We start from the raw sequence: 22,410 nt of genomic DNA, 5'->3' as shown, positions 1-22,410 counted from the left end.
CTAAAAGCTAATGCTTTCCAGCTTCGCCTCTTCCGCTTCCCAGATCATGAAGTCGACCCACTTCGACGGATGTATCGTCCGGCCCGCGTAGACGAGGAATTCCGCCGCCTCGTTCGCGTCCTCCACCGTCATCGCGTCGGGGTCCAGGCCGTTGGCCATGAGGCTCATTCGGAGCCAGCGGCTGTAGGTCCGCCTTTTGGGACGGGTTGGCCCTCCTCGTCCCTCTGATAGCCCCCGGCGAAGGCGAGGATGTTGAGCCAGATGTCGAGGTTGGCCTGGTCGTCCGGCTCGTACCAGAACAGCCGCTCGAGCTCGTCGTCCTCGACGTGGTACGAGGCGAGCAGGCAGAGCACCGCCATCGTCGCGGCGGCCTCGAGCGACTCCCGGTCGTTCTCGGCCTCGAGGGCGGCGTCGATGGCATCGTCGATCGTCGGCCCGAGGCGGACCACCGCCCCCCTTGCGGTCAGGCTGAACCTACCCTCGGAGTCGACGCCGAGCGGGAACCTCATCCGGGGCTTGGGGAAGTGCCAGACCGATCCGTCGCAGAGCTTCATCGGGATGCCCGGTTGCCACGTGGGCAAACGCCTGGCCTCCTCCGTGAGCGGGGCACGTTCAGGGGTATGGCTCGCTTGCTCGGCTGCGATTTCGGGATTCGCTTCCAGGGCTTCGGTCGTCATGATTCATCCAGTGCGTAGGGTAAGAGCGCCGATCGGCGCTCTTGGATTCCGGGTCCGAGGGAGGTGGGCCGCGTTCACGCATTCGGATCGGGGATGCGTTCCAGCACGAGGCGGCAACGCTCGCCGTCGTTGCCAGTGCCCTCGAAGAGGACGACGCGATCGGCTTGCGGAGCGGCCTTCGGTGCGGCGGGCGAGGCCCCGGCCGGTGCCACGGCGTCGGCCAGGCACATCGGCCTGAGGCTTGCCTCGATGCGACGCTTGGCCCGGGTCATCTCCTCGGCGTCGGGCCGGATCTGCTTCATCGGGCCGAGCATCTTGTTCAGTTCGGCCTTGGCCTCCTCGGGCAGCTCGTCGAGCCGGAAGGGCCGAGATGCGGGACGGATGACCGGGACGGCGGCGGCCATCGCCGCAATGGCCTGCGAATGCAGGGGCGAACGTGCCCCGGCCGAGTCGCCGGTCGTGCCGGCGGGTTGCAGTGCCCCGACTGGCGAGGTGCTGGCGGCCGCAGGGCGAGTGCGTTCCACCTCGGTCAGGACCATCGCCCTGTAGATCGTCAGGGCACCGGAGCGGACGCCCCGCTTGGTCTCCTCGGTCGCGTAGTCCACGACGTATCGCGTCCGCTCGATCTTCTTCCCGGAGACTCCGTGCTCCTCGCCGAAGATGGAAGCCGAGCGGCGTCGCTTGCTGTGGACCCCGGCGACCCGCTTGCCGCCCATCGCGAGGCGGCGATCGTTCTGCTCCACCAGGCCGAGGATCTCGGCGTCCGTCAGTCGCGTTGCGGTCTGTCCCATGCTGAAGCCTCTCCGTCTTGAAACGGGCAACATCTCGATCAGTTGTGGATGAGCACCCCAGTGCCCTCCGGGTTGAATCGGGGGTAGGACTTGATGAGCCTGGCGGCGGCGTTCACCGGCCCGGAGTAGGCGACCTCGGGCATGCGTGCCAGCGTCGCCGCCCGCCCCGCCCGGGGCATGCTGGCGATGCCGTGGATGACGAGGCTCGCGAACTCGTCCGCGTCGAGGTCGTAGTTGTGGCCGAGGACGAAATGGACGACGGCCATGCCGGCCTTGAACGAGTCGCAGCCCTCGACCATCGCTTCGACAAGGTCGGAGTACGCCGGGGCGGGATGCCCGTTGATGAGGTACTCGGGATGGCAGAAGGAACCGGCATGGCTGACCAGCGTGCCCGTCACCACCTCGACGCGAGGCATGTGCCAGACGCCGTATCTGCCGAAGTCGAGGGGCTCGCCGGGACGCCAGTCGGCACGTCGTCGTTGCTGTTCGGAAAGATGGTAGAAGTCGAAGTCCATGAGCATTAGCCCTTGAGCAGATGGCCCCACATCGAGTCTGGCCCGATGTTGACGCCCTCCGACCTGAAATGCTCCAGCGTCGACCGGAGCCGCTCGCCCCTACACGGATCGGGGCCGAGCTGCCGGGACATGAACATCGCCCATCGGCGTTCCGCGTCGCTCGGGCCCGGCGGCGGGGGCGGAGGAGCCGGCGGCGGAGGGTTGATGATCTCCGCCGCGTTGGAGGGGTTGGCGAGGATCGCGTGCACCATCGACAGGGACTGCTGGCGGCGTGCGGCGTCCGCCTCGAATCGGCTCGGTTTCGCTTCCATCGCTGACTACTCCCTTCGCCCGGTCAGATCGCCTTGGGCAGGTCCGCCGGGATCGCGCCCACGAACGTCCAGGTCGGCCTGCCGGGTGCGGTGACGACCTGGACCTGCTCGCCCCTCTTGGCCAGCGGAGACTCGGCCCGGTACCGCGACGCGACGAGGCCATCCTTGCGGGCGATCGCCACGCGGTTGGCGACTCCGCGACTCCTCGCCATCGGGTAGTACTCGCTCTCCGCGTCGACCTCGATCCGGTCGAACATGCCCTCCTCGCCGAAGTCCCCGCGTGCGTGGCGGAACACCAGCTCTCGCACCGCCTCGGCACCGACGCCGATGCGATGGACATTCCGGCTGACGCGGAGCCTGCCCAGGTCGAACAGTCGATCATCCGGCCCGAGGGACTTGGCCAGCTTGGCGAGGGCCTCGGCCATCATGTTGCCGATCGACGATTTCCTGCTGAGGAACGTCTCACGCTCGGCAAGCACGATGTCGCGATCGCTCAGGATCGGGACTTCCATGCAGGGGACTTGCGAGACGAGGTCGTTGACGATGCACCAGGAGCAACGATCCGACGTGCGGCGGCCCGGCCGCCGGCTGACGTCCTGCAGCACCGGCGATTGCGGCTCATCCCAGGCGAAGACCTCGTGAGGCTGATTGCATCTCGTGCAATGCGTAATGCCCCGGTACAGCCTCTCGCCGTTGATGACCATCGAGAGTGGCTGAGGTACTACCGCTGTTCCCGACATCCGATAACCTCCCGAACGAATGCGATGTGTGGGCCCGTCAACGGCGGGGAGCCTCTGGCCCGTATCCCTCGGCCTTCGCCAACGCGACGACCGCCTCATGCACGATGGCCGTCACCGTCGACCGCCGGAACCTGGCGAAACCGAACAACCATTCGCGGAAGACATCTTCCGACCGGAGTTGGATCCGACTCTCGATGGCCGGCCTGCGTCTCCCAGCCGTGGTCGCAGCCATGTAAACCCCTCGCCGCCATCAGTGCAAAGGCCCCGGTTGCGTGTACGTAATCACAGTATAACCAGCCATCGAAATTCAATGCCATAACCAATTTCAGAATTTCATATTCTGCAAGCGCTTTTGATATTCGGAATTACCGCGCAGCCTATGAGATATCCCAAGAGCGCCGATCGGCGCTCTTGGGTCACGCATCCGATCCGAGATCGAGCGAGCGAAGGTGCGTGGCGATCTTTTGTCGGCACGCCAAACCCTATTGGAGATTTCCGTCCGCTCGGGCGTCACCGCCACTACCGGACTCGAGATAGGCCACACCTTCACCAAGGTGATCGGCCAGCACCTCGCCGATCACCTTGAAGTGTGGGGTGCCGAAGTGGGCATCCAGGGCCGCGTGGCGGCACATACCTCGTATAGGATGAACACGGCGGAATCGCCCCGGCCATGGTGGACGTGGAACGTCCGGCATCCCGGCTCGCCCCAGCTCGGCACGATCTCTTCCTCGTACGGACGGCGAGGCCCCTCTACGCGGCCCATCTTCGCACTCAAGCGGGCCACCGGGACAGTTTCCCTGGATGGCGTATCTTGTCACTTCCCTAGGTTGTTGTGACAGAACAGAGAGCGACGAGAGCCGCCTCGATCGAAGCGGCTCGGAAAGCCCCTAATTTTCAAAAGCACGGCATCCTTTGGAAGGATACTCAGTCTTCGGCTGCCCTCCTGAGTCACTGTTCCGAGTCGAGCTGAACCAGGAACCCAGGAATCAGGCGTCTCGAATACACTTGGCACTTGATGGGGACATATCAGATGCAATCTCATGTGGATTGCGTGCTTTTCCTAGGTTTTCGGGGCAACACCAGGCCGGAATATTAAGTTTCAACGAATATCCTAGTTCTTGGGTTGTGTCCTCGCTCAATCTCGTTATTTTAAACGGCCGTCCCGATTTCATCGCTCAAGTACTATCAAGAACCTTTCTCGAAATGAGCAATACATTGATAGTAATTAACTCGTCATACATGGAAGTTAATGGTACCGATTTCCAGCGTTGCCGGATTCTTCGGACGCGTGGCTCTCGTCGATCTCGTAGCATGACAAATCGCCGTGGCCTGACGCTTATCGAGGTGTTAGTCACGATCGCCATCATCGGCCTTTTGATCGCGCTATTGCTGCCCGCCGTCCAGGCGGTGCGAGAGTCGGCCCGGCGGATCCAATGCGAGAACAACCTCAAGCAACTAGGATTGGCGTTGCACGGGTATGCCTCAAGCTTCGGGACGCTGCCGCCGGGGAATCACAATCACGGGTTTTCCGCCCACGTGGCGATCCTGCCGTACCTCGAGCAGAAGTCCCTATATGACGCGATCAATTTCTCGGTAGATTCTCAGGATTTCCTCCAAAGAGAATTCGCATCGTCCTCGGACCTCAAGTCGTCCCCGAACTTCACGGCCGGCAGGACATCGCTCTCGGTGTTCCTCTGCCCGTCGGATGCGCCGTCGCCGAAACATCCCGCCAGCACCAACTATCCCGGCAACCAGGGCGTCGGTTATTGCGACAAAGATCCGTGGCACGTGTGCAATAACGGCGTGATCTCGCATTCGGAGAGCACCCCGGTCCGCCCGCAGGACATCACCGACGGTTTGAGCCGGACCGTCGCCATGTCCGAGTGGTTCCTGCGGCCATCTTTGTATCGGTCGAAGGGTGATCCGCGACAGGCGATCTACGAGATCCGCGACAAGGTCACGAATGCCGAGGAATACGAGCGATTTCTGAGTCGCTGCCGGGGCCTCAATACTCGGATGCTCGAACCACAGCCATTCCCCAGGGGGGACGATTGGCTGCATGGGACGTTTGCCAAGACGCTCTATAATCACGCGGGAAGCATTAACAACTACGGATGCAGCACTAGCAGCGTTTACCAGATCAGCCCTTTCTCCGTCGGGAGCTTCCATTCCGGCGGCGTCAACGCCCTCTTCGCCGACGGCCATGTCAGCCGGATCTCGGACGGTATCACGGCGAGTATCTGGCGGGCGATCGGCACCCGGAACGGCAATGAAGCCGTCACCGGGGATTTCTGACGGGAACATTCGTTCGAATCACATTCACGCAATGTGAAGGGACAGTGCCTCGTGTCATTGTCCTCCACTCGTCAGCGGCAGGGCCGCTGACCGAACTCCGTGGTTCTAGAGTGAGCATTTCTGATTTTCTACGAGGAGATTTGCGGCATGCGGCGGCACAAAAGGCTTTCATCAAGCTTCGCGCTCGGATTCTGTCTATGGCTTACAGGCACCGCCAGAGCCGACTATACGATGGAGATCTCCAGTCCGGTGATCAATCAGAATGGATGGAAAGTCGGCGACAATATCGAAGCCAGCGGCACCGTCAATTATATTTTCTGGGGTGGCGATCTCGCCCATGTCGCCCTGCGGGCCCAGGACGATAGCGCGCACACCAACATAACGTTTGATGCAACGATCAACGCAGGATTGACGTGGGCATCATGGGCGGGTCACAACACCGTTCCTGATTGCTCGATGCAAGGGTTCTTCTATTTCTCTGCAATCGCCCTTGATTCCGATTACGAGACGGTCGACGGGCAAAGCACCAAGGCGATTAAGCAATGGCTTAAAGACCTTGGGCCTGGTTCAGGGATGCCCGATCCTCCTACCCCGTGATCACTACCATCACCCGTCGACCTGGCGGCCGGGTGAAACAAGCTGATCGGCATGTGCGTACCCGAGATGGCGGGCACGCCGCTTCCCATGCCTTCCTGCAGAACACCGAATTGTCGTCGGCGATGGCGGGATATTAGGCCGGACCGATTACCGAAGAACGCCGGCCTTCGTGAGAAGGCCCGGCAGGCCCTCAACCGGATCGGCAAGCCGAGACCGGCGAATCCGCCTGGGCTTGACTGAACCGCTTCGCATTCGAGCCTCCATCGCGAAAAATCTAAGAGCGCCGATCGGCGCTCTTAGATTCCGGTTCATGCCTGGCGACCTCGTACCCTACAGCATCCCCACCGCCTTCATCGCCCTGATGTGCAGGCAGCCTCGCGGGTCCAACCACTCACGCCGGAAGATGAAATCGGGACAATCGCACGTCGGCCCGTGGATGGTCTGGGCCACGTCGTAGGTGTCGCCGTCGTGGCTAAGGCGGAAGGCACGGCTGACGTCGTCCATCTCCGAGGCGATGGGCCGCACGGCGTAGTCAGCCCCGTTAATCGTGAGCGTGAGGCGGCATCGGCCCGCCTTCTCGCCCTTCGTCCCATCGGCTTCCATGCGGTGTCCCCAATCCTCGGGAGGCGTCGTCGACCTTCCGCACGCGACCGACTCAGCCGGCCCGGCGTAGGGCCTCCGAGGCGAGGGCCTTCGTGTCGTCGAAGTAGTCGTCCCGGAGCATCCACTCCAAGTAGTCCGGCTTGGTCCTGGCGATGTCGTCGAGCGACCGGCCCTTGTATTTGCCCTTGATGAAGACGATCGTCCCCTCGTCGCAACGCCCGAACATCCCGCTCAGGTCCAACGCCTTCGGGTCCGAGCAGTAGTCGTGCAGGCCCTGCACCGACCTCGGCAGGTCCTCGTACCTGGCGACCTGGGCGTCGAGGATGGCCAGGGTCGCCAGCACGTCCGCCTCGGCACCGTGGGCCCCCTCGTGGTCCAGGCCGCAATAGAACTTGTAGGCGGCCGTCAGGTCGCGACGCTCGTTCTGGTGGAAGATGTGGCAGGCGTCGATGACCTTCCGGCCCGCGACGGGGAAATCGAGCTGGGCCCGGTTGTACTCGGCGGCGAGCAGTCGGAGGTCGTACTTGAGGATGTTGAACCCGCAGAGGTCGCAGCCGTCGAGGAACTTGGTCAGGCCCGGGGCGATGGCCCGGAAGGTTGGGGAGTCGGCCACGTCGTCGTCGGAGATGCCGTGGACGGCGGTGGACTCTGGCGGGATGGGGACGCCCGGGTTCACCCGCCTGGTCCTGTGGTCGGAGCCGCCGCCGGGCAGGAGCTTCAGGACGCTGATCTCGATGATGCGGTCGAGCTTCGTGTCGGTCCCGGTGGTCTCGAGGTCGAAGACGGCCAGCGGGCGTTCCAGGATGATATTCTTGAGCATGGTCCCTCCCGAGTGGCATTGCCCTCTTGAGAGGTTTCGGCGCTCGGGCGGGACTTCTGTCGGCTTATTACCCGGGCGAGGGATGGTTTCCGACGTTACAGACTGCGGCATCGCCTTCATCGTCAAATCAGGAACGCTGATCGGCGGTCCTGAGTTGAACCAATTCTCTAACCTGATGCGAGGCACCTGACATCGACGAACCGGGGATGCATTTGGGGAGTCTTCAGTCGAGACGAGACGCCGCGAGCCCATGACTCTCATGTCTGGCCGCTCGTCTGGACAATCAAGCCAATTGGCAACCGAACTGGATAAGACAGGCAGAAATCTCCAGAAAGTTGGAACGAATCGCGGCCCCTGTACGGCTACTCTGGACATTACCGTCCATAGGAGCCCGGCTGAATGAACCCTTCAAGCTCATCGATCTTGGCGGATATCCGCACGATTTTCGAGGACGGATCCGCCTCCAATCTCTCGGATGGCCGGCTCTTGGACCGTTTCCTGGGCCAACGCGACGAGGCCGCCGAACTCGCCTTCGCACTACTCGTGAAACGCCATGGGCCGATGGTCCTGCGAGTTTGCCGTGGTGTGCTGGCCGATCCCAATGACGCGGACGATGCATTCCAGGCCACGTTCTTGGTGCTGGCTCGAAAGGCCGGGGCGATCCGCAATCGAGAGTCCGTGGCGAGCTACCTCCACGGTGTGTGCCTGCGGGCCGCACGCGATATCCATGCGGCGGCGGCCCGCCGAAAGAAGCGCGAAGGGGCCGCCGCGAGGCCTTCGATATCGGAAGGCCGCGATGAGATCATCGATGCCGTCCACGAAATCGTTGCCCGCCTGCCCGAGCGGTATCGAGACCCGATCGTCTTGTGTGAGCTCGAGGGCCTCTCGTGCGACGAGGCTGCACGTCGCCTGGGATGCCCCGTCGGCACGATCAAGAGTCGCCTGTCTCGCGGTCGTGATAGGCTTCGAGCTCAATGGAGTCGTGGAGGCCTGACATCGAGCCTGAGCTTCGGATCGCCGATCGCCGTGCCCGCAGCCCTGGCAGAGTCTACATCCTTGATCGCCCGGCCATTCAACAGAAGAGCGACCCTGGAAGCGGTGGCCGAGAGGATCATTCGCGCGATAGCGGTCAGCAAGCTCAAAATCGTCGCGGTTTCATTCATTGCCGTGGCCACGACGCTCGCGGTCGGGATGACCTGGGTACTGGGAGGCCCGCCGAAGGCTAGCCCGATCCGGGAAATCGCCGCCGTGGCACCACGAGATGTTCGCGTCGACGAAGCCAAGGCCCAGGAGGAGGACGTTGAAGATCTCCCGGGCGAACTGACTGGCCCTTCCCGCGACGATATCGAAGCGCTCATCAGGAAGATCGGTCGCGATGAGCCGACGCCGGAACTCGTCGATCAGATCACGTCTTTCTTCCGGCCACGCGTCCTGCAACGTACGGAACATTGGGAATACTTGGTCCGTCGCGTATCCGAGCCATCTTTCGTCAGTCGGATGGATGTGTTGGCCAGGGAGTTGACCGGCAAGCCAGCCGACACGAGGAATCTGATCTGCCGAGCATCGCATGACCACATCGGCCGCCAGGATGACCTCCATCGAGTCGAGATGCGAGATGACCTCTCTCGGCAGGCAGAGGCGACGAAGACGCTTCGGGGCCGAGTCCTGGACGACAGAGGGAAGCCGATCCCCGAGGCTGTAGTTTCGACCTGGGGGGCGATCGCCCGCAGCGACCAGGCGGGCCAATTCACTCTCCACTTCAAGAGGTCGCGTACTCCATTCGCGAAGATCTTCTTCGAAGCGAAAGGCTACGGTCTCACCGAGGCCATCTTCCTCACGGACGAGGTTCACGCGGAAGATCGATACACTTACAAACTTTCAAAACAAAAACCCTGCATGGGGAGGGTCGTCGACGCGGCGGATAAGCCCATCGCTGGCGTCGAGCTCGACCTCTGGATCGCGAGGACGGCGATCGTCCGCTACGGCTCGACGGATGGGGGGCCTTCGGAGGGTAATGCAATTAGCCTGAAGGTCCGCTCGGACGATGAGGGCCGGTTCGCCTTCCGCGGCATCCCCCCGTTGGCCCAAGATGGTCGCCTCATAATGCACTTACTCGCCACCCACCCCCGATACGAAAAGGCTGAATACCACTTCAATCGCAACGAGCAGCCGCGATCCGATGTGGATTTCACGCTGCGTCTCGGTTGCACGATCATGGGGACCGTGCGGGACGACGCCGGGCGTCCCTTGGCCGACGCGTGGGTGCGGATGGAGTCGAGGCCCACGAATGACTTTCGATCAAATATCTCCACCGATGGCGAGGGCCGATTCCGCGTCGCTAATCTCTCGCCCGGCGAGTGGAAAGTCATAGCCGAGTCGAACGACCAAGCCATGTCCTGGGTCTCGGCAAGGGCGAACCGCGAGAACCCCGTGGAACTCAACATCACGGCACCTGCCGGAGGTTACATTTCCGGCAGGGTGATCGGGCCCGACGGGAAACCATCCGCGAATTCCGCCGTCGGTTGGCTGGAGCCCCTGAATGCCGCTGGCCGGCTTAGTGAGCAGCCAAGACCGGCCAGGATCACTCACACCCAACCAGACGGGTCGTTCCGCATCGGCCCCGTGCCGATAGGTAGGTACAAGGTCTTGGGCTTGATCGAAGATCCGAGATCGGAAGCCTATGCCGAAGGCGAGACGGGCCAGACCGACCTCGTGATCCGGCATGTCCTAAAGACCAAATGATCAATCGCATCGAATCCAAGAGCGCCGATCGGCGCTCTTGGAACGGAACACTCAGTGTAGGCGTATCGAACGATCAGGCAGAGACCTGTTGCCTTGCCCGCTGGCTCGCCCGCTTCCTCGTCGATGGGCCCTCGACCGTGGGCGTGCTCGCAATGTCGAAATGGATCAGCCTGAGGTTGCTCACGCGGTCGAGGGGCTCGCCCTCGTCCTGGGCCAGCACGACGTACATCGTCGTGCCCAGGAGCAGGCCGCACGGCTCGAACGGGGCCAGGTCCCACAGGTCCTCGAGGCCCTCGCCATCGCCGATCCTCCGGTTCGCACGCAGGATGCACATCGCCATCTCGACCGTGGCCTCGGTCAGCCGATCGGTCAGCTCATCGCCCCATGACTCGGCCGCCCGTATCTTCGAGTCGATCGCCTCCGCCTCCTCGTCCCTGCCCTCGGCGTCCGCCGCCTCCCAGGCTTCCACCAGCCGAGGCCCCTCCACCTTCCATGACTGGAAGTGACGCTTGCGGGCACGCTCCGCATCCTGGTAGCGGCGGGCCAGCGTGAATGCCTCGGCCTCGGCATCGCGGCACCCGAGGGCCAGGTCCATGCCGGGCGGGGTCGAGACTACGGCGACGGTCGAGCCGATGGATCGGAGAGCTTCGCGGCGGGAGATGCGTTGCATGGGGAGACTCCTGGTGTATGAGTGCGATCCTGAGCTGTGTGCGGACGATGGGCGTGGCCCGAGGCTGCGGGCCTGGATCGTGACGGGAGGGCGGGCCGGGTGGCCCGCCCTCGGGGAAGTGTCAGGCCTCGACGTGGCTGAGGTACTGGCTCTGGGCGTGTTCGAAGTCGCCGAGGTTGCAGGGGGCGGCGGACTCGAGCCATTCCGACATCGTCATCGCGTCCTCGAGGTCGTCCCCGCCGTCGAGGGTGATGCCACGGTCCTCGGCGTCGCGGACCTGGCTCCACCAGAGTTCATCGCCACGATCGTGGTTGGGGCGGCGTGCGAACTTCGGAATAGGGATCGAAGTGTGTCGAGGGGAGACGACCGGAACAGGCTCGACCGCAACCTCGGGCTCGACCTCGACGACAGGAGCCAGGGCCGGGGCGGCGGGACGCTCCTTCAGGAGCCTTCTTAACTCGTCGTGGGCGGCCTTGCGGGCAACCACGTCGCACTCGGGCAGCGTGGCCTCGGGGCAGGACCTGGCGTATTCGGCGAACGCCCGGTTCCTGGCACCGTTCACCCGCCTCGACTCCTCGCCGGTCAGCCCGACGCCCTGGATGGTCGGCAGCGGGCGTTGGTCGATCGGGCAGGAGAGGCCCGGCTGATCCTCAAGGCCCTCGCCGAAGGCAGCTTCGCGGCGAGGGGCAACGCGGGTCGGCTTGACCACCGGGCGAGTGCGGGTCATGATCGTCATTGAAGGTTCCTTTCTTGATCGTTTGGGGCTTTCGTCTGGGCCAGGAGCGTCTGAACCACGCTCCTGGCCCTTCGTGTTTCCAGATGCCTCGTTTCGATGGCTACATAATACAGTTTGCTAGCAAATCGTCAATACTCTGTTTCTCAAAAATACAAATCGCTACATTTTTGCTAGCAATGTGTTGCTATTAGGCTTGCCCTGGCGTATTCTTCTATGGTTTGCGATATCCGTTTGCTACAATCCGCAGGCAGGCAAAGGGACGGTATGGCTGCTACAATCGAGCGAGTACGGAAGATGGCCCGGAAGAAAGCCGACAAACCCGAATCCGGTTCCGCCGGTTTCGCGATCCGGGGGTCACTCGATTGGCATGCCTGGGTTCTGGAGTTCGCTAAGTTCCGCCGCCTCAAGGTCACGGACCTGATTGACCAATCCTTGGTCGAAGCGGCAGAGAAGCACGGTTTCACGAAGCCTGCACCCGAGCGATGAAGCTCGCGAGCTGAATCAGCTTCCAGACCCAAGAGCGCCGATCGGCGCTCTTGGATTTCCAGGGGCATCCCCACCGCAACCCGATCTCGCCAACCCGCACGGCAGGAGAGTCCGCATGCCGATGTCCACGCACGCCCGGGGCGAAGGCACCTCCGTCCCCACACTCGAGCCCGGCGACTGGTGGAGCCGGTTCACGAAAGAGGCCGTGAGCCCCGACTCGCTGGAGGTCCGCGAGCCCTTCGCCGGCCTGTACCCCATCGGGCCTCGGGTCCTCGGCCTCATCACCGAGTCCATGAAGCGGGTCGGCTTCCAGGCATCCCATCCCATCACGGCATGGGGCAACGTCGTGATCGACGGCCATACCCGCCTGGCGGCGGCCAAGGCGGCGGGGGTCGACGTCCTCGTCTGCCGGATCGAGTTCCCGGACGAGGCGGCCGCACGACGCTGGGCGGTCGACAACCAGAGGGTCCGCCGCAACCTCACCGACGCCGAGCTGCTGAGGTACATCGAGCGGCACGACGAGCGGAGCAAGATGGGCGGCACCCGGGCCAAGCTGGAGCCGGGGCAGCCTCGGGCGAAGCGGAACCGCTCGTCCGAACGAACCGCGAAGGTGCTGGGCACCTCGGCCCGCGAGGTCGAGAAGGTGCGGCGTGTCGCCAGGCATGCCAGCGAGGAGGACCGCGAGGAGATCCGCCAGGGACGCATCACGGTCCACGCGGTCGAGCAGAAGCTCTCGCGGGCCGCCTGGCGTGAGAAGGTGGAGGCCGAGGCCAGGGCCATGCCGATCTGGTCGGGCCTGGGAGAGCGGAACCGGGAGGTGCTCGCCCGCGACGTCGTCGCCTACCAGAAGGCCGAGCCCCGACTCGAGGACCTCCGCGAGCTGCACCGCGAGTTCATGGCCGAGCCCGGCATCCGGGGCCGGTTCGTCGAGCGGCTCGGCGAGTTCCTGAGCATCCCAGATCCCGAGCGTTGGAGGCCATGCCCCTCGTGCGAGCCAGGCCAGTTCGATTATGAGTGCAGGCGTTGCAAGGGACTGGGCTACCGACTCTCGTGAGGGTCGAGCTGGAGGATACGATCAAGCATCCTGCATACGGGCCATCACCAGATTCCAGGGCCAGCAGTATTCATCGAGCCGATGGACTCGGCGTGGGGGTAGAGGTCGCTGGCGGCGAGGTCGCCGGACCTAATGACGCTCGGCCGCGTCCGCAATTTGTGGTGATAGGTGGCATCAACCAGCATCCGAAGAGGCAGGCGGTGAAGAGGATCGAGACTTTGTCCCATGGGGAAAGTCCGGAGACGAAGAGCACGACGAGTAACCCGGTCGAGATCGAGGCCGTGATCTGCCACGGCAGTCCGGTCCCGAACACCAGGCCAACGGCGAGCGTCGCGACACTGAGCCTGGCGATGGTGAACTGAGTTCGTATCCTCGCCCTCGGCTTCTCGGATGGGATGCGTTCCATAGCCCGACACCTCCCGACATCGGCCGCGATCCGAATTCGAACCATGGCCATCATGACCCAAGGAACATCGACCGTCATCAGCCTATTCGGCTCGGCGCCTGTCATCTTCGCTTTGACGTCTCGAAGGATCAGGGGGTTCCATACGCCGCCCGAGCAAAAGCGTCGGCTGGCGGTCTCGGCATCCCCAGATCGGACTACCGGATCACTACCGGATTGCCCTCGGCGGAATACTGCAATCCTGCAGGAAATAGCGCGCCGGTAGTAGAGGGTTTGCAAATGAGTTCAGGCGATGTAGGATGTTGCGGCCAAGGAGTTTGCAACTATTACTGGCGTCGTTTCGGGTCGCTTTACACGCAGGATGTCGGGGGTTCGAGTCCCTCATCGCCCATTCCTACCAAAACGAACGCTTGATCTGCGTTCCTACCGACCGGCATGCAACGCCCTCCCCGAACCTTCAAGCAAACCGATCATTACTGGATCGCGCTCGGGTTCGCATGTCACGTTGTAATTGGTTCGGCGAATCCAGGCGTGGAAGGGGATCGAGCCAGACGCTCGCAGAGTGGATTGCTGAATCCTGCAAGGGAAATGGAGAGTGGGGCGAGAGATATTGGCCGCGGCGAGGCAGCAGATGTGGTGCCTCGCCGCGTATCGTCGGGCGGTGTCGATATCTAGAGGATTACGATGCCCGCCTTTTCCCTTTGCGCTGGGCCGCGTTGGCTACGGCGTTGAGGGTGAAGCCGCCCGTGAACTCACCTCGGGAGTTGAGGTAACACCAATCGTTGAGATCCTCGACAGGGACGACCACGTTCGAGCCGATTCTCAACGAGCCAAGGTTGCCAGGTTCGTTGGCGAGGGTCCCGTAGATGCGTTCGCCTTCGATGGCGGTCACGGCGATCCAGATGTACTCGGTGTTGTCCCGATATGTGATGGGCGACTTGATGGAGAAATTCGCGCCGGCGTTGGCTTCGAAGGCCGCGACGAACTGCGGCCAGTTGCGACGAGCATTTTCCACCGCTTGGACCATCAACTTATCGTCGCCGTGGACGGCGATGATGGGCTCCGTCATCGTCTGGCGCAAGGCACTCATGGGGTTATCGGAGCACAAGGCCTGGATCGTATCCTTGTTAATGGGATAGCAGTGGTTGATATCCGGCAGGTAAATCAGCAGGCAGTTCTCGTCCAGGAATTCCGCGAAGAGCTTCCCCAGTCGCTGGCAAAGGTCGAGCAATTCGTCCTCCGACGTCTCGGCGTCAACGCCAAGGGCGTCGCAGGAAAACCAGGCTCGGTGTTCGAGGAAGAGGAACTTGATTCGCATGTCCTTGATGCCTTCCGCGCTTGCCTCGACGTCGGGCACGTAGGGGATCGCGAAGTTGTTGATCATGAAAAAGCGGCTCTCGTGCTTGATCATGTTCACGGCTTCGTTGCAGACGACGAAACCATCGACGCCTTCCGAACTGCCATCCCCGAGATCCGCATCCCATAACTTGCCTGCAACCCTGGCCAGGACGGCAGGATCGAGCGCCATTGGCTCACGCAATAAGGCGACGAACGCGAGCATCCGCCCCACCTTCCTACGCGGCCTGCGAGTCTTCCTGTAGGCGAGGCTGCAGACAACGGCCAAGGCGACCCCAGCAGCGATCCAGCTCATCTGTCATCTCCCCGGCGATTCTCTGCCCGAGATCTCCGGCCCTAAGGGGCACGTCGACCCTGGCTGCGTCCGAGCCCACAATTTCCCGAACGGCCGCAATATCCAGCTTCAGCGTGAGTCGAAACAGCATCAAGTCGGCAGAACCCTCGCATCTTCACCCGGCCGATGAGGCCAATAGCTTGCGTGCGAGTTCCTCAAGACTCTTTTTTGCTGACCGTCACGAATTTTGGGGGCTGGATGAGTGGTAGCCTCCGAGGGAGGCGGAGACGAGCAGGTTCTGCAGCCAGTCGTCGTGGTAGCGATGGCGGTTGAGCCGCTCGGCGGGGCAACGCCATCCCTCGTTGGCTCGCGCCACCGCGGGGTGCCAGGGGGCGTAGTTCGCCAGCAAAGCCCAGGCCCGGCAGTGGAGCCGGCAGGCCGCGGCCGAGCCGTGCAGGTGCCGGCCGCGGTCGAAGTAGCGGTTCATCCCGCGCATCAGCCGGTCCAGCATGTTGCTCGTCCGGTGGCCGCCGGGATGCGAGTACGCCACGGCATATTCCCGCGAGCGGCCGCACATCGCCTCGACACGCTCGAGCAGCCGCGCCGACATCCCGCGCCGCCCGGACCACTCGCGGAGCCGCCGCAGCCGCTGCGCGAAGCCCCCGCGGGACGGGGCCCGGTACGATTCCCAGACCCGCGTCGACAACTCGCGGAACGACTCGCTGAGCTTGCCGCGGCTGCGGATGCCCAGCCAGCCGTGCAGGAAGCAGCGGAGCAGCACGGCCATCGGGAACAGGGCCAGCCACGCCTGATGCGTCGCGGCCCAGCCGTCGACGCTGACCGTCCTCGGGGCATATCCCGGATCGACGTCGAGTGCCTCGTCCTTGAAGGCGCCGTAGGCGGTCGTCAACTCGGCGGCGCCGGCCGACGCCGCGGGCTCGGCGCCCAGGACACAGCCCGCGGCGACGGTGGTGGCGATGTAGACCTTCAGGCCGTCGATGGTCTGGTGGTGCTCGTCGGCCAGGAGGTGCCCCGGGATCGCGACCCGGCGCGCGGTCGTCCCCGCGAGGCTCGAGCGGCCCGGGGAGCACTCGAGGCGATGCCAGCACATCGGGTCTCGACCGAAGACGCGGGCCAGTGCCCAGCAGGGGACGCCGAACTTGCGGAGGAACAGAGGGCCCTGGACTACGTCGACGCGGCCGGCCATGTAGGGCATGAGGAATGAGGGCCGGACGCTGTAGGCGACGCCGTCGCGCAGGAGGATGCGCCGGATCGGCGTCCCTTGCTTGGTCGAGATCCGCCTGTCCTTCAACGCATAGCCTCGGGCGAAGCCCCGGGGGAAGAGATCGGGGTTCATGCGAAAGCGATCGTCGAGGAGCCCGCGGAACGCGGCCGGGTCGGCGACGGCCCGGGAGTAGGCCCCTTCCGAGATGGGCAAGCAGATGGTACGGTGCGCTCGCGAGGACCGCGCCACGGTCCCGTCGGCCATGATCCACCTCCTTCCGAGTACCGTGGATCATGGCCGCTTTTTCAGCTCACGTCAGCATGCCGCCACCCATCCCCAAAAATCCGTGACGGTCAGCTTTTTTGATCGTCATGACCTACGCCAGAGATGAGTGAGTGGCTTCGAATGTGCCGGTGGAGCGACAAACGATTGGTTGGCGAGTCTCGAAAAGGCTCCAGGGAGTAACTTTGAGAGGATTGACGCGATATGAAGAATATTTTCGGTGATGCCAGTCGAATTGAATGGGGTTGTCTGGATCAATATAAAGAACGTGTGCTAAAAATTCGTTTCTTCAACAGAAGTGATTCTGATAATATATAAAGTTATCATAAAGTTGACTGAAGTTTTACCGAAATCCATACTTCAATTCTCGAGACAATATAAAAAATAATTTGCGAATAATAACTTATTTTTAAATATAAAAGTATATATATTCTTTTGTATCTCCGGCCAAGCGGAATGACGACATCGGACTATTCGTGGACGTCGTCGAAGTTGGCGGCGATGGTGAGTCCCCGCCCTTGCAAGCGGCGAAGGCCCTGGAAGTCCTAGGCGCCGCGTATCGCTCGGCCGGCTCGGGGAGGTCGTCGATCTGCCGTTGGCATGAGCGTGAAACTATGGCATTCGGTCGCGAGCAACGCGGCGGGCCGTTAAGTTCTTGACGACAGAGGCTTCGCCATTCTCAGGAGGGACGAGAGGTCTCCCGGTGCATCGCCTTGCTTCCAGATGATGACGGTGGAGATCGGGAGATCGTCGCCGACGGACTCTTCGACGTCGCAGGGGAGACGCAGCTTGATGCGGGCGGGCTTGCTATAAACGATCATCCCGCCCAGGGCTCCGGCGACAGTCTGAATCACTTTCCAGGTGTCGAAGCCGGCACGTCCCACGTGGAGGCCTCCGCGATAGCGGACCATCGTCCCGCGGCCCTCGGGGTAGAAGACGTCTGCACCGACGTCGAGGGCTTGCTTCTTGCCCTGGAACTTCTTCCCGACTGGCCAGGGGATCCTGGTGACTCCGAAGCCCGCCGCCGGGCATTCGACCTGCACGGTCATGCTCGACAAGTCTCCTCGATTGAGGAAGAAGCCCTTGGATGGCTGGAGCGAGATCATCGCCTTGCTGGGTTGGTCGTATCGACTCTGGAAGTACACATCGAGATAGCAACGCCCATTCGACGGGCCGGCGTAGTTCGTGAAGCATAGCCCGTCGCGCTCGAAGGGCCGTCCCGGGAGCTTTCTGAGATAATCCGGCGCTTTGTCGCGACGCAGGATCGACCAGAGGAGCAACCCGAAGCTCCCGATCACCAGCGCGACGCACCCCGCAATGGCGCCCCAACTGGGCCGGTCGCTGGAGAAGACGAAAACGCTCGCAAACATGCCGACGATCATCAACAAGGCAGTGACGGACTGAAGACTTTCACTCATGTCCGATTCTTGACCACGATTACATCACCAGCCTGGGACGAATCAGGCTGACGGATGGCATGATCCCAACAGCTTTGGCACGTATTAAAACTGAGATCGCTTGACGACTCAAGTCGCCCGGTCGGCCAGGGCTATTGACGGATTCATTGTGGGGAGGTTAGAGAAGCGTCTTCGGCTTAGAACGACCCCTTTCGAGATCCTTGGCATGGACGCACCCTCAAATCTCGGCTTGCTCCATTTCCTCGATGAGGTCCTCGACCCTCGCAGTCGACACGGCCGCCAGCATCCCCTATCGGCCGGCCTCGCCTTGGCCTGCTGCGCCATCATGTGTGGCTCCCGCAGTTATGCCGCCATCGGCCAATGGGCCCACGACCAGGACATCGCGTTCATGCATCGCCTCGGATTCACTAGGCGTCCTCCCAAGTCCGGCGGCATTCGCAAGGTCCTCATGGCCCTCTCGCCGGCCGCACTGGAGGCGGCCTTGACCCGCTGGGCCGAGGCCCTGCTCGGCCAAATCCCCGCGGAGGACGAAGGCCTCCTTGCCCCCTTCGCCCTGGACGGTAAGTCGGTTCGCGGCAGCTTCGATGGCCTGAACAAAGCCGTTCATCTGCTCTCGCTGGTCGCCCACCGATCCGGGCTGACCGTGGCCCAGGCCAAGGTGCCCGACGGCGCCAAGGACAAGACGAATGAGCATAAGGCCGCCCTCCAGCTCCTCTCGGGGTTGGTCCTCGAGGGCCGTCTCATCACCGGCGATGCCATCTTCTGTCAACGCGACCTGAGCCGTCAGATCGTCGACAGCGGCGGCCATTACCTCTGGGTGGTCAAGGACAATCAGCCCGCACTCCCGGCCGACATCCGAGCGGCCTTCGCCCCGGGAGCCGTAGAGGCTCTTTCCCCCCCGGCAGCGGCGCTCTGGCTTGAGGCCATCGACACAGCGACCACCTTGGAGAAAGGACATGGCCGCACCGAGCGTCGCACGTCGACGGCCACGACGGCCCTGAACGGCTATCTGGACTGGCCCGGAGTGGGCCAGGTCGGCCGAATCGACTCGGTCGTGCTGCGCGACGGCAAGCGCACCACGGAGACCCGCCACTTCATCACCAGCGTGCCGCGTTCGATGGCCGGTGCCGAGGAACTCCTGCGCTGGTCGCGCGGCCATTGGACCATCGAGAACCGCTCGCACCATGTGCGAGACGTGAGCCTGGGAGAAGATGCCAGCCGGATTCGCAAAGGCTTCGGCCCCGAGGTCTTTGCGGCGTTACGGAACCTGGCCCTCGGCTTGATACGATCGACGGGGAGCACCAACATCGCCGGGGCGATGCGAAGGAATGCCAGCCGCATCAGCGATCTCTTCGCCACGCTGGGCATCTTCTAACTGTGATTAGCCGTGCCCGGTCGGCCACCCCTCCGCACCCAACACCGTATCGCGACAAATTCCAGGCTTCGATCTGTACGATTCTCATGCGTGCTTCCTGGCGACCGCTCTGATAGAGTCGTCTCTGTCGCGTCTTGCCGGAGCCAAACCCGGGCGAAATGCGGGCCTCACCTGCTCCGCCCTCGCCTGGTGTCGCCTTCAATCCGGCGATGGACGGGGCGACTCTGCGACGTTGGATATCACTCCTGGGACCGTCGGACGGCGACCAGCCTGACGTCATTCGGCGTTTGATCCCATTCAGACATATGCTGGGAAATACGATGCGCCACGTTGTCGTGACATTTTGTTGCCTGGCCGTATTCGCAGCACAGGCTGACGCGCAATCGCCGAAGTCCGCGGACTGGCCGGGCGTGGGGAATGATCCGGGGTGCATGCGGTACTCGCCGCTCGATCAGATCAATCGCGAGAACGTCGCACGGCTCAAGCCGGTCTGGACGTATCACACGGGGGAACTGGTCGGGGGTAAGGGGAAGACGATCGAATGCACGCCGATCGTCGTGGCGGGCGTGATGTATGTCACGACGGCCTATCTTAGGCTCGTGGCCCTTGACGCCAGGACGGGGAAGGAACTCTGGCAGTTTGATCCGTTGAAGGCTCATCGATACGAGCATACGCCGGCGTCGGGGGGCGTGAATCGAGGCTGTGCGTACTGGTCTGACGGGAAACCCGATGGAGAGCGGCGGATCATCCACGGGATCTCGGACGGCCGTCTGTTCTCGCTCGACGCCAGGACGGGGAAGCTCGACCCGAAGTTCGGCGAGGGGGGCGTCCGACACCTCCGCAAAGAACTCGACCCGAAGGTCGCACGCCTCTCGTACGGGCCGACCTCCGCGGTGGCGATCTGGAAGGACACGATCATCGTCGGCGTCTCGTGCGATGAGGGGCCGGGCAACTCGGCGCCGGGGGATATCCGAGCGTTCGACGTCCGCAGCGGTGAGCAACTCTGGCGGTTCCACACCGTCCCCCAACCGGGCGAATTCGGTCATCAGACGTGGGAGGGGGAGTCGTGGAAGGACCGCGGCGGCGCCAACGCCTGGGGCGGATTGACGGTTGATGCGGAGCGGGGGCTCGTCTTCGCGGGACTCGGGTCCGCGGCGTTCGACTTCTATGGCGGGGATCGGCTCGGCGATAATTTGTTCGGGAACTGCACGATCGCCCTCGACGCCAGGACGGGGAAGCGGGTCTGGCATTACCAGACGCTTCGCCACGACCTCTGGGACCACGACCTGCCGGTGTATCCGAATCTCGTCAGCGTCGAGCGCGGCGGGAAGAAAGTCGATGCCGTGGCCCAGGTGACGAAGACAGGCTATGTCTTCGTGTTTGATCGAACGACGGGGATGCCCCTCTTCGAGATCAAGGATCAGCCCGTGCCCGGCTCCGACGTTCCAGGAGAGCGGGCGGCGAAGACGCAACCCGTGCCCGTCAAGCCGCCGCCCATCGCGGCGCAGTCGTTTGACGCCGCCAACGCGACGGACATTGCCCCCGCCAATCACTCGTACGTGCTGGAGCGGCTGGAGAAGGTTCGGAGCGGGCCGGCCTACAACCCGCCGAGCCTCCAGGGGACGGTGGTCATCCCCGGATTTCACGGCGGGGCCAACTGGTCGGGAGCCTCCTTCGACCCGACCTCCGGCCTGCTCTACGTCAACTCGAACAACGTGCCGAACATCATCACGCTCGCCGAGTCCGAGACCGGGGAGAAGCCCAGTTTCGGGCCGTACAAGCACAAGGGCTATGTCCAATTCCTGGATCAGGAAGGGTATCCCGCGATCAAGCCGCCCTGGGGATTGCTCACGGCGATCAACCTCAGCACGGGGGAGTTCGCCTGGCAGGTGCCGCTCGGCGAGCATCCCGAGTTGACCGCCCGCGGTATTCCCAGGACGGGGACGGAGACCTTCGGCGGATCGATCGTGACGGCCGGGGGCCTCGTCTTCATCGCAGGGACCAAGGACGAGAGGCTCCACGCCTTCGATAAGGCGACGGGACGATTGATCTGGGAGGCGCCTCTGCCCGCGGGAGGCTATGCGACGCCTTCCACCTATCAGGTGAATGGGCGTCAATATGTCGTGATCGCCGCGGGCGGGGCCGGGAAGCTGAGGACGAAGGCGGGCGATGCCTTCGTGGTCTTCGCACTACCGGATTGACCAGGAAGTTTGCGTGAGTTGATTCCTTGATGCGACTTCGCGAGGGCCCTTGGTTATGACCCCGGGAATGCGGCGAATCAATCTGTTGGGAGTGGTGCTGGTCTCGGGAGCCCTGTGCTCACTCAGCCCGGCGATGGCGGAGATCCTCTTCAAGGGGGATTTCGAAACGGGCGACTTCAGCCAGTTCAGTGGGATCAGCCGGAAGGTCAAGCCGGGGCATATCGAGGTTGATACCGAGGTCGTCCACTCGGGAAAGTACTCGGGGCGGTTCTCGATCCATGAGGATAACGTCTTCAACAAGAGGCAACTGCGCGTGCAAGCGAATGGGCCGAAGGTCAGGGTCAAGGAGGGGGATGATACGTTTGTCTCGTTTTATCTCTGCATGAAAGAGGCGCCCAAGGATCGCGACAACTTCTTCTACTGGGAAGGGAGCCCTCCCCCGGGCTGGAACAACGTGATGACCTGGTGGGTCGAGCCCAAGCCCGACGGCTCGGGCACGCTCATCAAGTACGGGACGGGGAACCTGGGGCGGAAGGGAGTTCACTGGGAGGCGGATTTCAAGGTCGGCGAATGGCATCAACTGGGTATGCACATCCACTGGTCGGAAGATCCGACCAGGGGGAACGCCAAGCTCTGGTGGGATGGGGAGGTCGTGCTGGACAAGAAGGTCCAGACGAAGGGGCCGCAGACCGAGTACTTCTCTCAGCCGGGGATTCATCGCGACCCCCATCGCAAATCGGTCGACACCATCTATTTCGATGACATACTCTGCGCGACGACGCTCGAGGAGATCGCCATCATGAAGCCGACCTCCTCGAAGCCGAAGTGACCCTCAGATC

The 22,410-nt window shown here is 62.9% G+C and carries 23 protein-coding genes; 9 read left to right on the top strand and 14 right to left on the bottom strand.

The annotated features are described in order from the left end of the window. The 7 genes from ACOYYX_RS33560 to ACOYYX_RS33530 form a co-directional block, all read right to left on the bottom strand. Nucleotides 1-159 (bottom strand): hypothetical protein, encoded by a 159-nt coding sequence (locus tag ACOYYX_RS33560; protein WP_422927018.1) that lies wholly within the window; start codon nucleotides 157-159, stop codon nucleotides 1-3. Between the two features lie 5 nt (nucleotides 160-164). After that, a complete protein-coding gene (locus ACOYYX_RS33555) occupies nucleotides 165-677 on the bottom strand; it encodes a hypothetical protein (RefSeq protein ID WP_422927017.1) in 513 nt (170 codons plus the stop codon). Nucleotides 678-751: 74 nt separating this feature from the next. Then, entirely contained in the window at nucleotides 752-1,468 is a 717-nt protein-coding gene (locus ACOYYX_RS33550; protein ID WP_422927016.1) for a hypothetical protein, read from the bottom strand. A 38-nt stretch (nucleotides 1,469-1,506) separates the two neighbouring features. Then, the gene (locus tag ACOYYX_RS33545; protein ID WP_422927015.1) at nucleotides 1,507-1,983 is read right to left on the bottom strand and encodes a hypothetical protein; all 477 of its coding nucleotides are present in this window, start codon (nucleotides 1,981-1,983) and stop codon (nucleotides 1,507-1,509) included. A 5-nt stretch (nucleotides 1,984-1,988) separates the two neighbouring features. Beyond that, a complete protein-coding gene (locus ACOYYX_RS33540) occupies nucleotides 1,989-2,294 on the bottom strand; it encodes a hypothetical protein (protein WP_422927014.1) in 306 nt (101 codons plus the stop codon). A 23-nt stretch (nucleotides 2,295-2,317) separates the two neighbouring features. Continuing rightward, the gene (locus tag ACOYYX_RS33535) at nucleotides 2,318-3,034 is read right to left on the bottom strand and encodes a hypothetical protein (protein ID WP_422927013.1); all 717 of its coding nucleotides are present in this window, start codon (nucleotides 3,032-3,034) and stop codon (nucleotides 2,318-2,320) included. Nucleotides 3,035-3,071: 37 nt separating this feature from the next. Then, complete coding sequence (locus ACOYYX_RS33530) at nucleotides 3,072-3,266, bottom strand: hypothetical protein (protein WP_422927012.1); 195 nt, start codon at nucleotides 3,264-3,266, stop codon at nucleotides 3,072-3,074. 1,079 nt (nucleotides 3,267-4,345) lie between these two features. On the opposite strand from ACOYYX_RS33530, the gene ACOYYX_RS33525 reads away from it, so the two are divergent. Further along, entirely contained in the window at nucleotides 4,346-5,329 is a 984-nt protein-coding gene (locus ACOYYX_RS33525) for a DUF1559 domain-containing protein (protein ID WP_422927011.1), read from the top strand. A 147-nt stretch (nucleotides 5,330-5,476) separates the two neighbouring features. Next, nucleotides 5,477-5,926 carry a hypothetical protein gene (locus ACOYYX_RS33520; RefSeq protein WP_422927010.1) on the top strand — a complete coding sequence of 150 codons (450 nt, stop codon included), beginning with the start codon at nucleotides 5,477-5,479 and terminating at the stop codon, nucleotides 5,924-5,926. 330 nt (nucleotides 5,927-6,256) lie between these two features. On the opposite strand, the gene ACOYYX_RS33515 is transcribed toward ACOYYX_RS33520, so the two are convergent. Beyond that, complete coding sequence (locus ACOYYX_RS33515; protein ID WP_422927009.1) at nucleotides 6,257-6,529, bottom strand: hypothetical protein; 273 nt, start codon at nucleotides 6,527-6,529, stop codon at nucleotides 6,257-6,259. Nucleotides 6,530-6,581: 52 nt separating this feature from the next. Continuing rightward, nucleotides 6,582-7,349 (bottom strand): exonuclease domain-containing protein, encoded by a 768-nt coding sequence (locus tag ACOYYX_RS33510; RefSeq protein ID WP_422927008.1) that lies wholly within the window; start codon nucleotides 7,347-7,349, stop codon nucleotides 6,582-6,584. 486 nt (nucleotides 7,350-7,835) lie between these two features. Between ACOYYX_RS33510 and ACOYYX_RS33505 the strand changes: the two genes are divergently transcribed. Continuing rightward, entirely contained in the window at nucleotides 7,836-10,091 is a 2,256-nt protein-coding gene (locus ACOYYX_RS33505) for a sigma-70 family RNA polymerase sigma factor (RefSeq protein ID WP_422927007.1), read from the top strand. A 73-nt stretch (nucleotides 10,092-10,164) separates the two neighbouring features. On the opposite strand, the gene ACOYYX_RS33500 is transcribed toward ACOYYX_RS33505, so the two are convergent. Then, nucleotides 10,165-10,761, bottom strand: coding sequence for a hypothetical protein (locus ACOYYX_RS33500; RefSeq protein WP_422927006.1), 597 nt, complete (start codon nucleotides 10,759-10,761; stop codon nucleotides 10,165-10,167). Between the two features lie 121 nt (nucleotides 10,762-10,882). Then, nucleotides 10,883-11,497 (bottom strand): hypothetical protein, encoded by a 615-nt coding sequence (locus ACOYYX_RS33495; protein ID WP_422927005.1) that lies wholly within the window; start codon nucleotides 11,495-11,497, stop codon nucleotides 10,883-10,885. Nucleotides 11,498-11,791: 294 nt separating this feature from the next. On the opposite strand from ACOYYX_RS33495, the gene ACOYYX_RS33490 reads away from it, so the two are divergent. The 3 genes from ACOYYX_RS33490 (at nucleotide 11,792) to ACOYYX_RS33480 (ending at nucleotide 13,399) form a co-directional block, all read left to right on the top strand. Beyond that, nucleotides 11,792-11,983, top strand: a complete 192-nt coding sequence (locus tag ACOYYX_RS33490; RefSeq protein WP_422927004.1) for a hypothetical protein — start codon at nucleotides 11,792-11,794, stop codon at nucleotides 11,981-11,983. A gap of 115 nt (nucleotides 11,984-12,098) precedes the next feature. Beyond that, entirely contained in the window at nucleotides 12,099-13,037 is a 939-nt protein-coding gene (locus tag ACOYYX_RS33485; RefSeq protein WP_422927003.1) for a hypothetical protein, read from the top strand. Between the two features lie 200 nt (nucleotides 13,038-13,237). Next, nucleotides 13,238-13,399, top strand: coding sequence for a hypothetical protein (locus tag ACOYYX_RS33480; protein WP_422927002.1), 162 nt, complete (start codon nucleotides 13,238-13,240; stop codon nucleotides 13,397-13,399). A gap of 720 nt (nucleotides 13,400-14,119) precedes the next feature. Here the strand turns inward: ACOYYX_RS33480 and ACOYYX_RS33475 are convergent. The 3 genes from ACOYYX_RS33475 to ACOYYX_RS33465 form a co-directional block, all read right to left on the bottom strand. Then, nucleotides 14,120-15,091, bottom strand: coding sequence for a DUF2314 domain-containing protein (locus ACOYYX_RS33475; protein WP_422927001.1), 972 nt, complete (start codon nucleotides 15,089-15,091; stop codon nucleotides 14,120-14,122). A 217-nt stretch (nucleotides 15,092-15,308) separates the two neighbouring features. Next, nucleotides 15,309-16,559, bottom strand: coding sequence for a hypothetical protein (locus tag ACOYYX_RS33470; RefSeq protein ID WP_422927000.1), 1,251 nt, complete (start codon nucleotides 16,557-16,559; stop codon nucleotides 15,309-15,311). Nucleotides 16,560-17,224: 665 nt separating this feature from the next. Continuing rightward, nucleotides 17,225-17,947 (bottom strand): hypothetical protein, encoded by a 723-nt coding sequence (locus ACOYYX_RS33465; RefSeq protein ID WP_422926999.1) that lies wholly within the window; start codon nucleotides 17,945-17,947, stop codon nucleotides 17,225-17,227. A gap of 253 nt (nucleotides 17,948-18,200) precedes the next feature. Here ACOYYX_RS33465 and ACOYYX_RS33460 point away from each other — a divergent pair, with 253 nt between their 5' ends. The 3 genes from ACOYYX_RS33460 (at nucleotide 18,201) to ACOYYX_RS33450 (ending at nucleotide 22,400) form a co-directional block, all read left to right on the top strand. Continuing rightward, entirely contained in the window at nucleotides 18,201-19,370 is a 1,170-nt protein-coding gene (locus ACOYYX_RS33460) for an ISAs1 family transposase (protein WP_422926998.1), read from the top strand. A gap of 431 nt (nucleotides 19,371-19,801) precedes the next feature. Then, on the top strand, nucleotides 19,802-21,571 hold the full coding sequence (locus ACOYYX_RS33455) for a pyrroloquinoline quinone-dependent dehydrogenase (protein WP_422926997.1): 1,770 nt from the start codon (nucleotides 19,802-19,804) through the stop codon (nucleotides 21,569-21,571). A 67-nt stretch (nucleotides 21,572-21,638) separates the two neighbouring features. Continuing rightward, nucleotides 21,639-22,400, top strand: coding sequence for a heparin lyase I family protein (locus ACOYYX_RS33450; protein ID WP_422926996.1), 762 nt, complete (start codon nucleotides 21,639-21,641; stop codon nucleotides 22,398-22,400). Nucleotides 22,401-22,410 lie beyond the last annotated feature (10 nt).

This window comes from Singulisphaera chitinilytica, assembly GCF_049331405.1.
In the GTDB taxonomy this organism is placed as follows: Bacteria; Planctomycetota; Planctomycetia; order Isosphaerales; family Isosphaeraceae; genus PoT.
Note: the sequence above shows the minus strand (reverse complement) of the source record. Positions and strands in the feature narration are given on the sequence as shown.

Coding starts and splice junctions, on each gene's coding strand:
- ACOYYX_RS33450 (WP_422926996.1), top strand. CDS start 21,639: ATGCGGCGAATCAATCTGTTGGGAGTGGTGCTGGTCTCGGGAGCCCTG.
- ACOYYX_RS33465 (WP_422926999.1), bottom strand. CDS start 17,947: ATGTTTGCGAGCGTTTTCGTCTTCTCCAGCGACCGGCCCAGTTGGGGC.
- ACOYYX_RS33470 (WP_422927000.1), bottom strand. CDS start 16,559: ATGGCCGACGGGACCGTGGCGCGGTCCTCGCGAGCGCACCGTACCATC.
- ACOYYX_RS33520 (WP_422927010.1), top strand. CDS start 5,477: ATGCGGCGGCACAAAAGGCTTTCATCAAGCTTCGCGCTCGGATTCTGT.
- ACOYYX_RS33455 (WP_422926997.1), top strand. CDS start 19,802: ATGCGGTACTCGCCGCTCGATCAGATCAATCGCGAGAACGTCGCACGG.
- ACOYYX_RS33475 (WP_422927001.1), bottom strand. CDS start 15,091: ATGAGCTGGATCGCTGCTGGGGTCGCCTTGGCCGTTGTCTGCAGCCTC.
- ACOYYX_RS33525 (WP_422927011.1), top strand. CDS start 4,346: ATGACAAATCGCCGTGGCCTGACGCTTATCGAGGTGTTAGTCACGATC.
- ACOYYX_RS33490 (WP_422927004.1), top strand. CDS start 11,792: ATGGCCCGGAAGAAAGCCGACAAACCCGAATCCGGTTCCGCCGGTTTC.
- ACOYYX_RS33460 (WP_422926998.1), top strand. CDS start 18,201: ATGGACGCACCCTCAAATCTCGGCTTGCTCCATTTCCTCGATGAGGTC.
- ACOYYX_RS33530 (WP_422927012.1), bottom strand. CDS start 3,266: ATGGCTGCGACCACGGCTGGGAGACGCAGGCCGGCCATCGAGAGTCGG.
- ACOYYX_RS33550 (WP_422927016.1), bottom strand. CDS start 1,468: ATGGGACAGACCGCAACGCGACTGACGGACGCCGAGATCCTCGGCCTG.
- ACOYYX_RS33510 (WP_422927008.1), bottom strand. CDS start 7,349: ATGCTCAAGAATATCATCCTGGAACGCCCGCTGGCCGTCTTCGACCTC.
- ACOYYX_RS33485 (WP_422927003.1), top strand. CDS start 12,099: ATGCCGATGTCCACGCACGCCCGGGGCGAAGGCACCTCCGTCCCCACA.
- ACOYYX_RS33515 (WP_422927009.1), bottom strand. CDS start 6,529: ATGGAAGCCGATGGGACGAAGGGCGAGAAGGCGGGCCGATGCCGCCTC.
- ACOYYX_RS33555 (WP_422927017.1), bottom strand. CDS start 677: ATGACGACCGAAGCCCTGGAAGCGAATCCCGAAATCGCAGCCGAGCAA.
- ACOYYX_RS33500 (WP_422927006.1), bottom strand. CDS start 10,761: ATGCAACGCATCTCCCGCCGCGAAGCTCTCCGATCCATCGGCTCGACC.
- ACOYYX_RS33545 (WP_422927015.1), bottom strand. CDS start 1,983: ATGGACTTCGACTTCTACCATCTTTCCGAACAGCAACGACGACGTGCC.
- ACOYYX_RS33560 (WP_422927018.1), bottom strand. CDS start 159: ATGGCCAACGGCCTGGACCCCGACGCGATGACGGTGGAGGACGCGAAC.
- ACOYYX_RS33535 (WP_422927013.1), bottom strand. CDS start 3,034: ATGTCGGGAACAGCGGTAGTACCTCAGCCACTCTCGATGGTCATCAAC.
- ACOYYX_RS33540 (WP_422927014.1), bottom strand. CDS start 2,294: ATGGAAGCGAAACCGAGCCGATTCGAGGCGGACGCCGCACGCCGCCAG.
- ACOYYX_RS33495 (WP_422927005.1), bottom strand. CDS start 11,497: ATGACGATCATGACCCGCACTCGCCCGGTGGTCAAGCCGACCCGCGTT.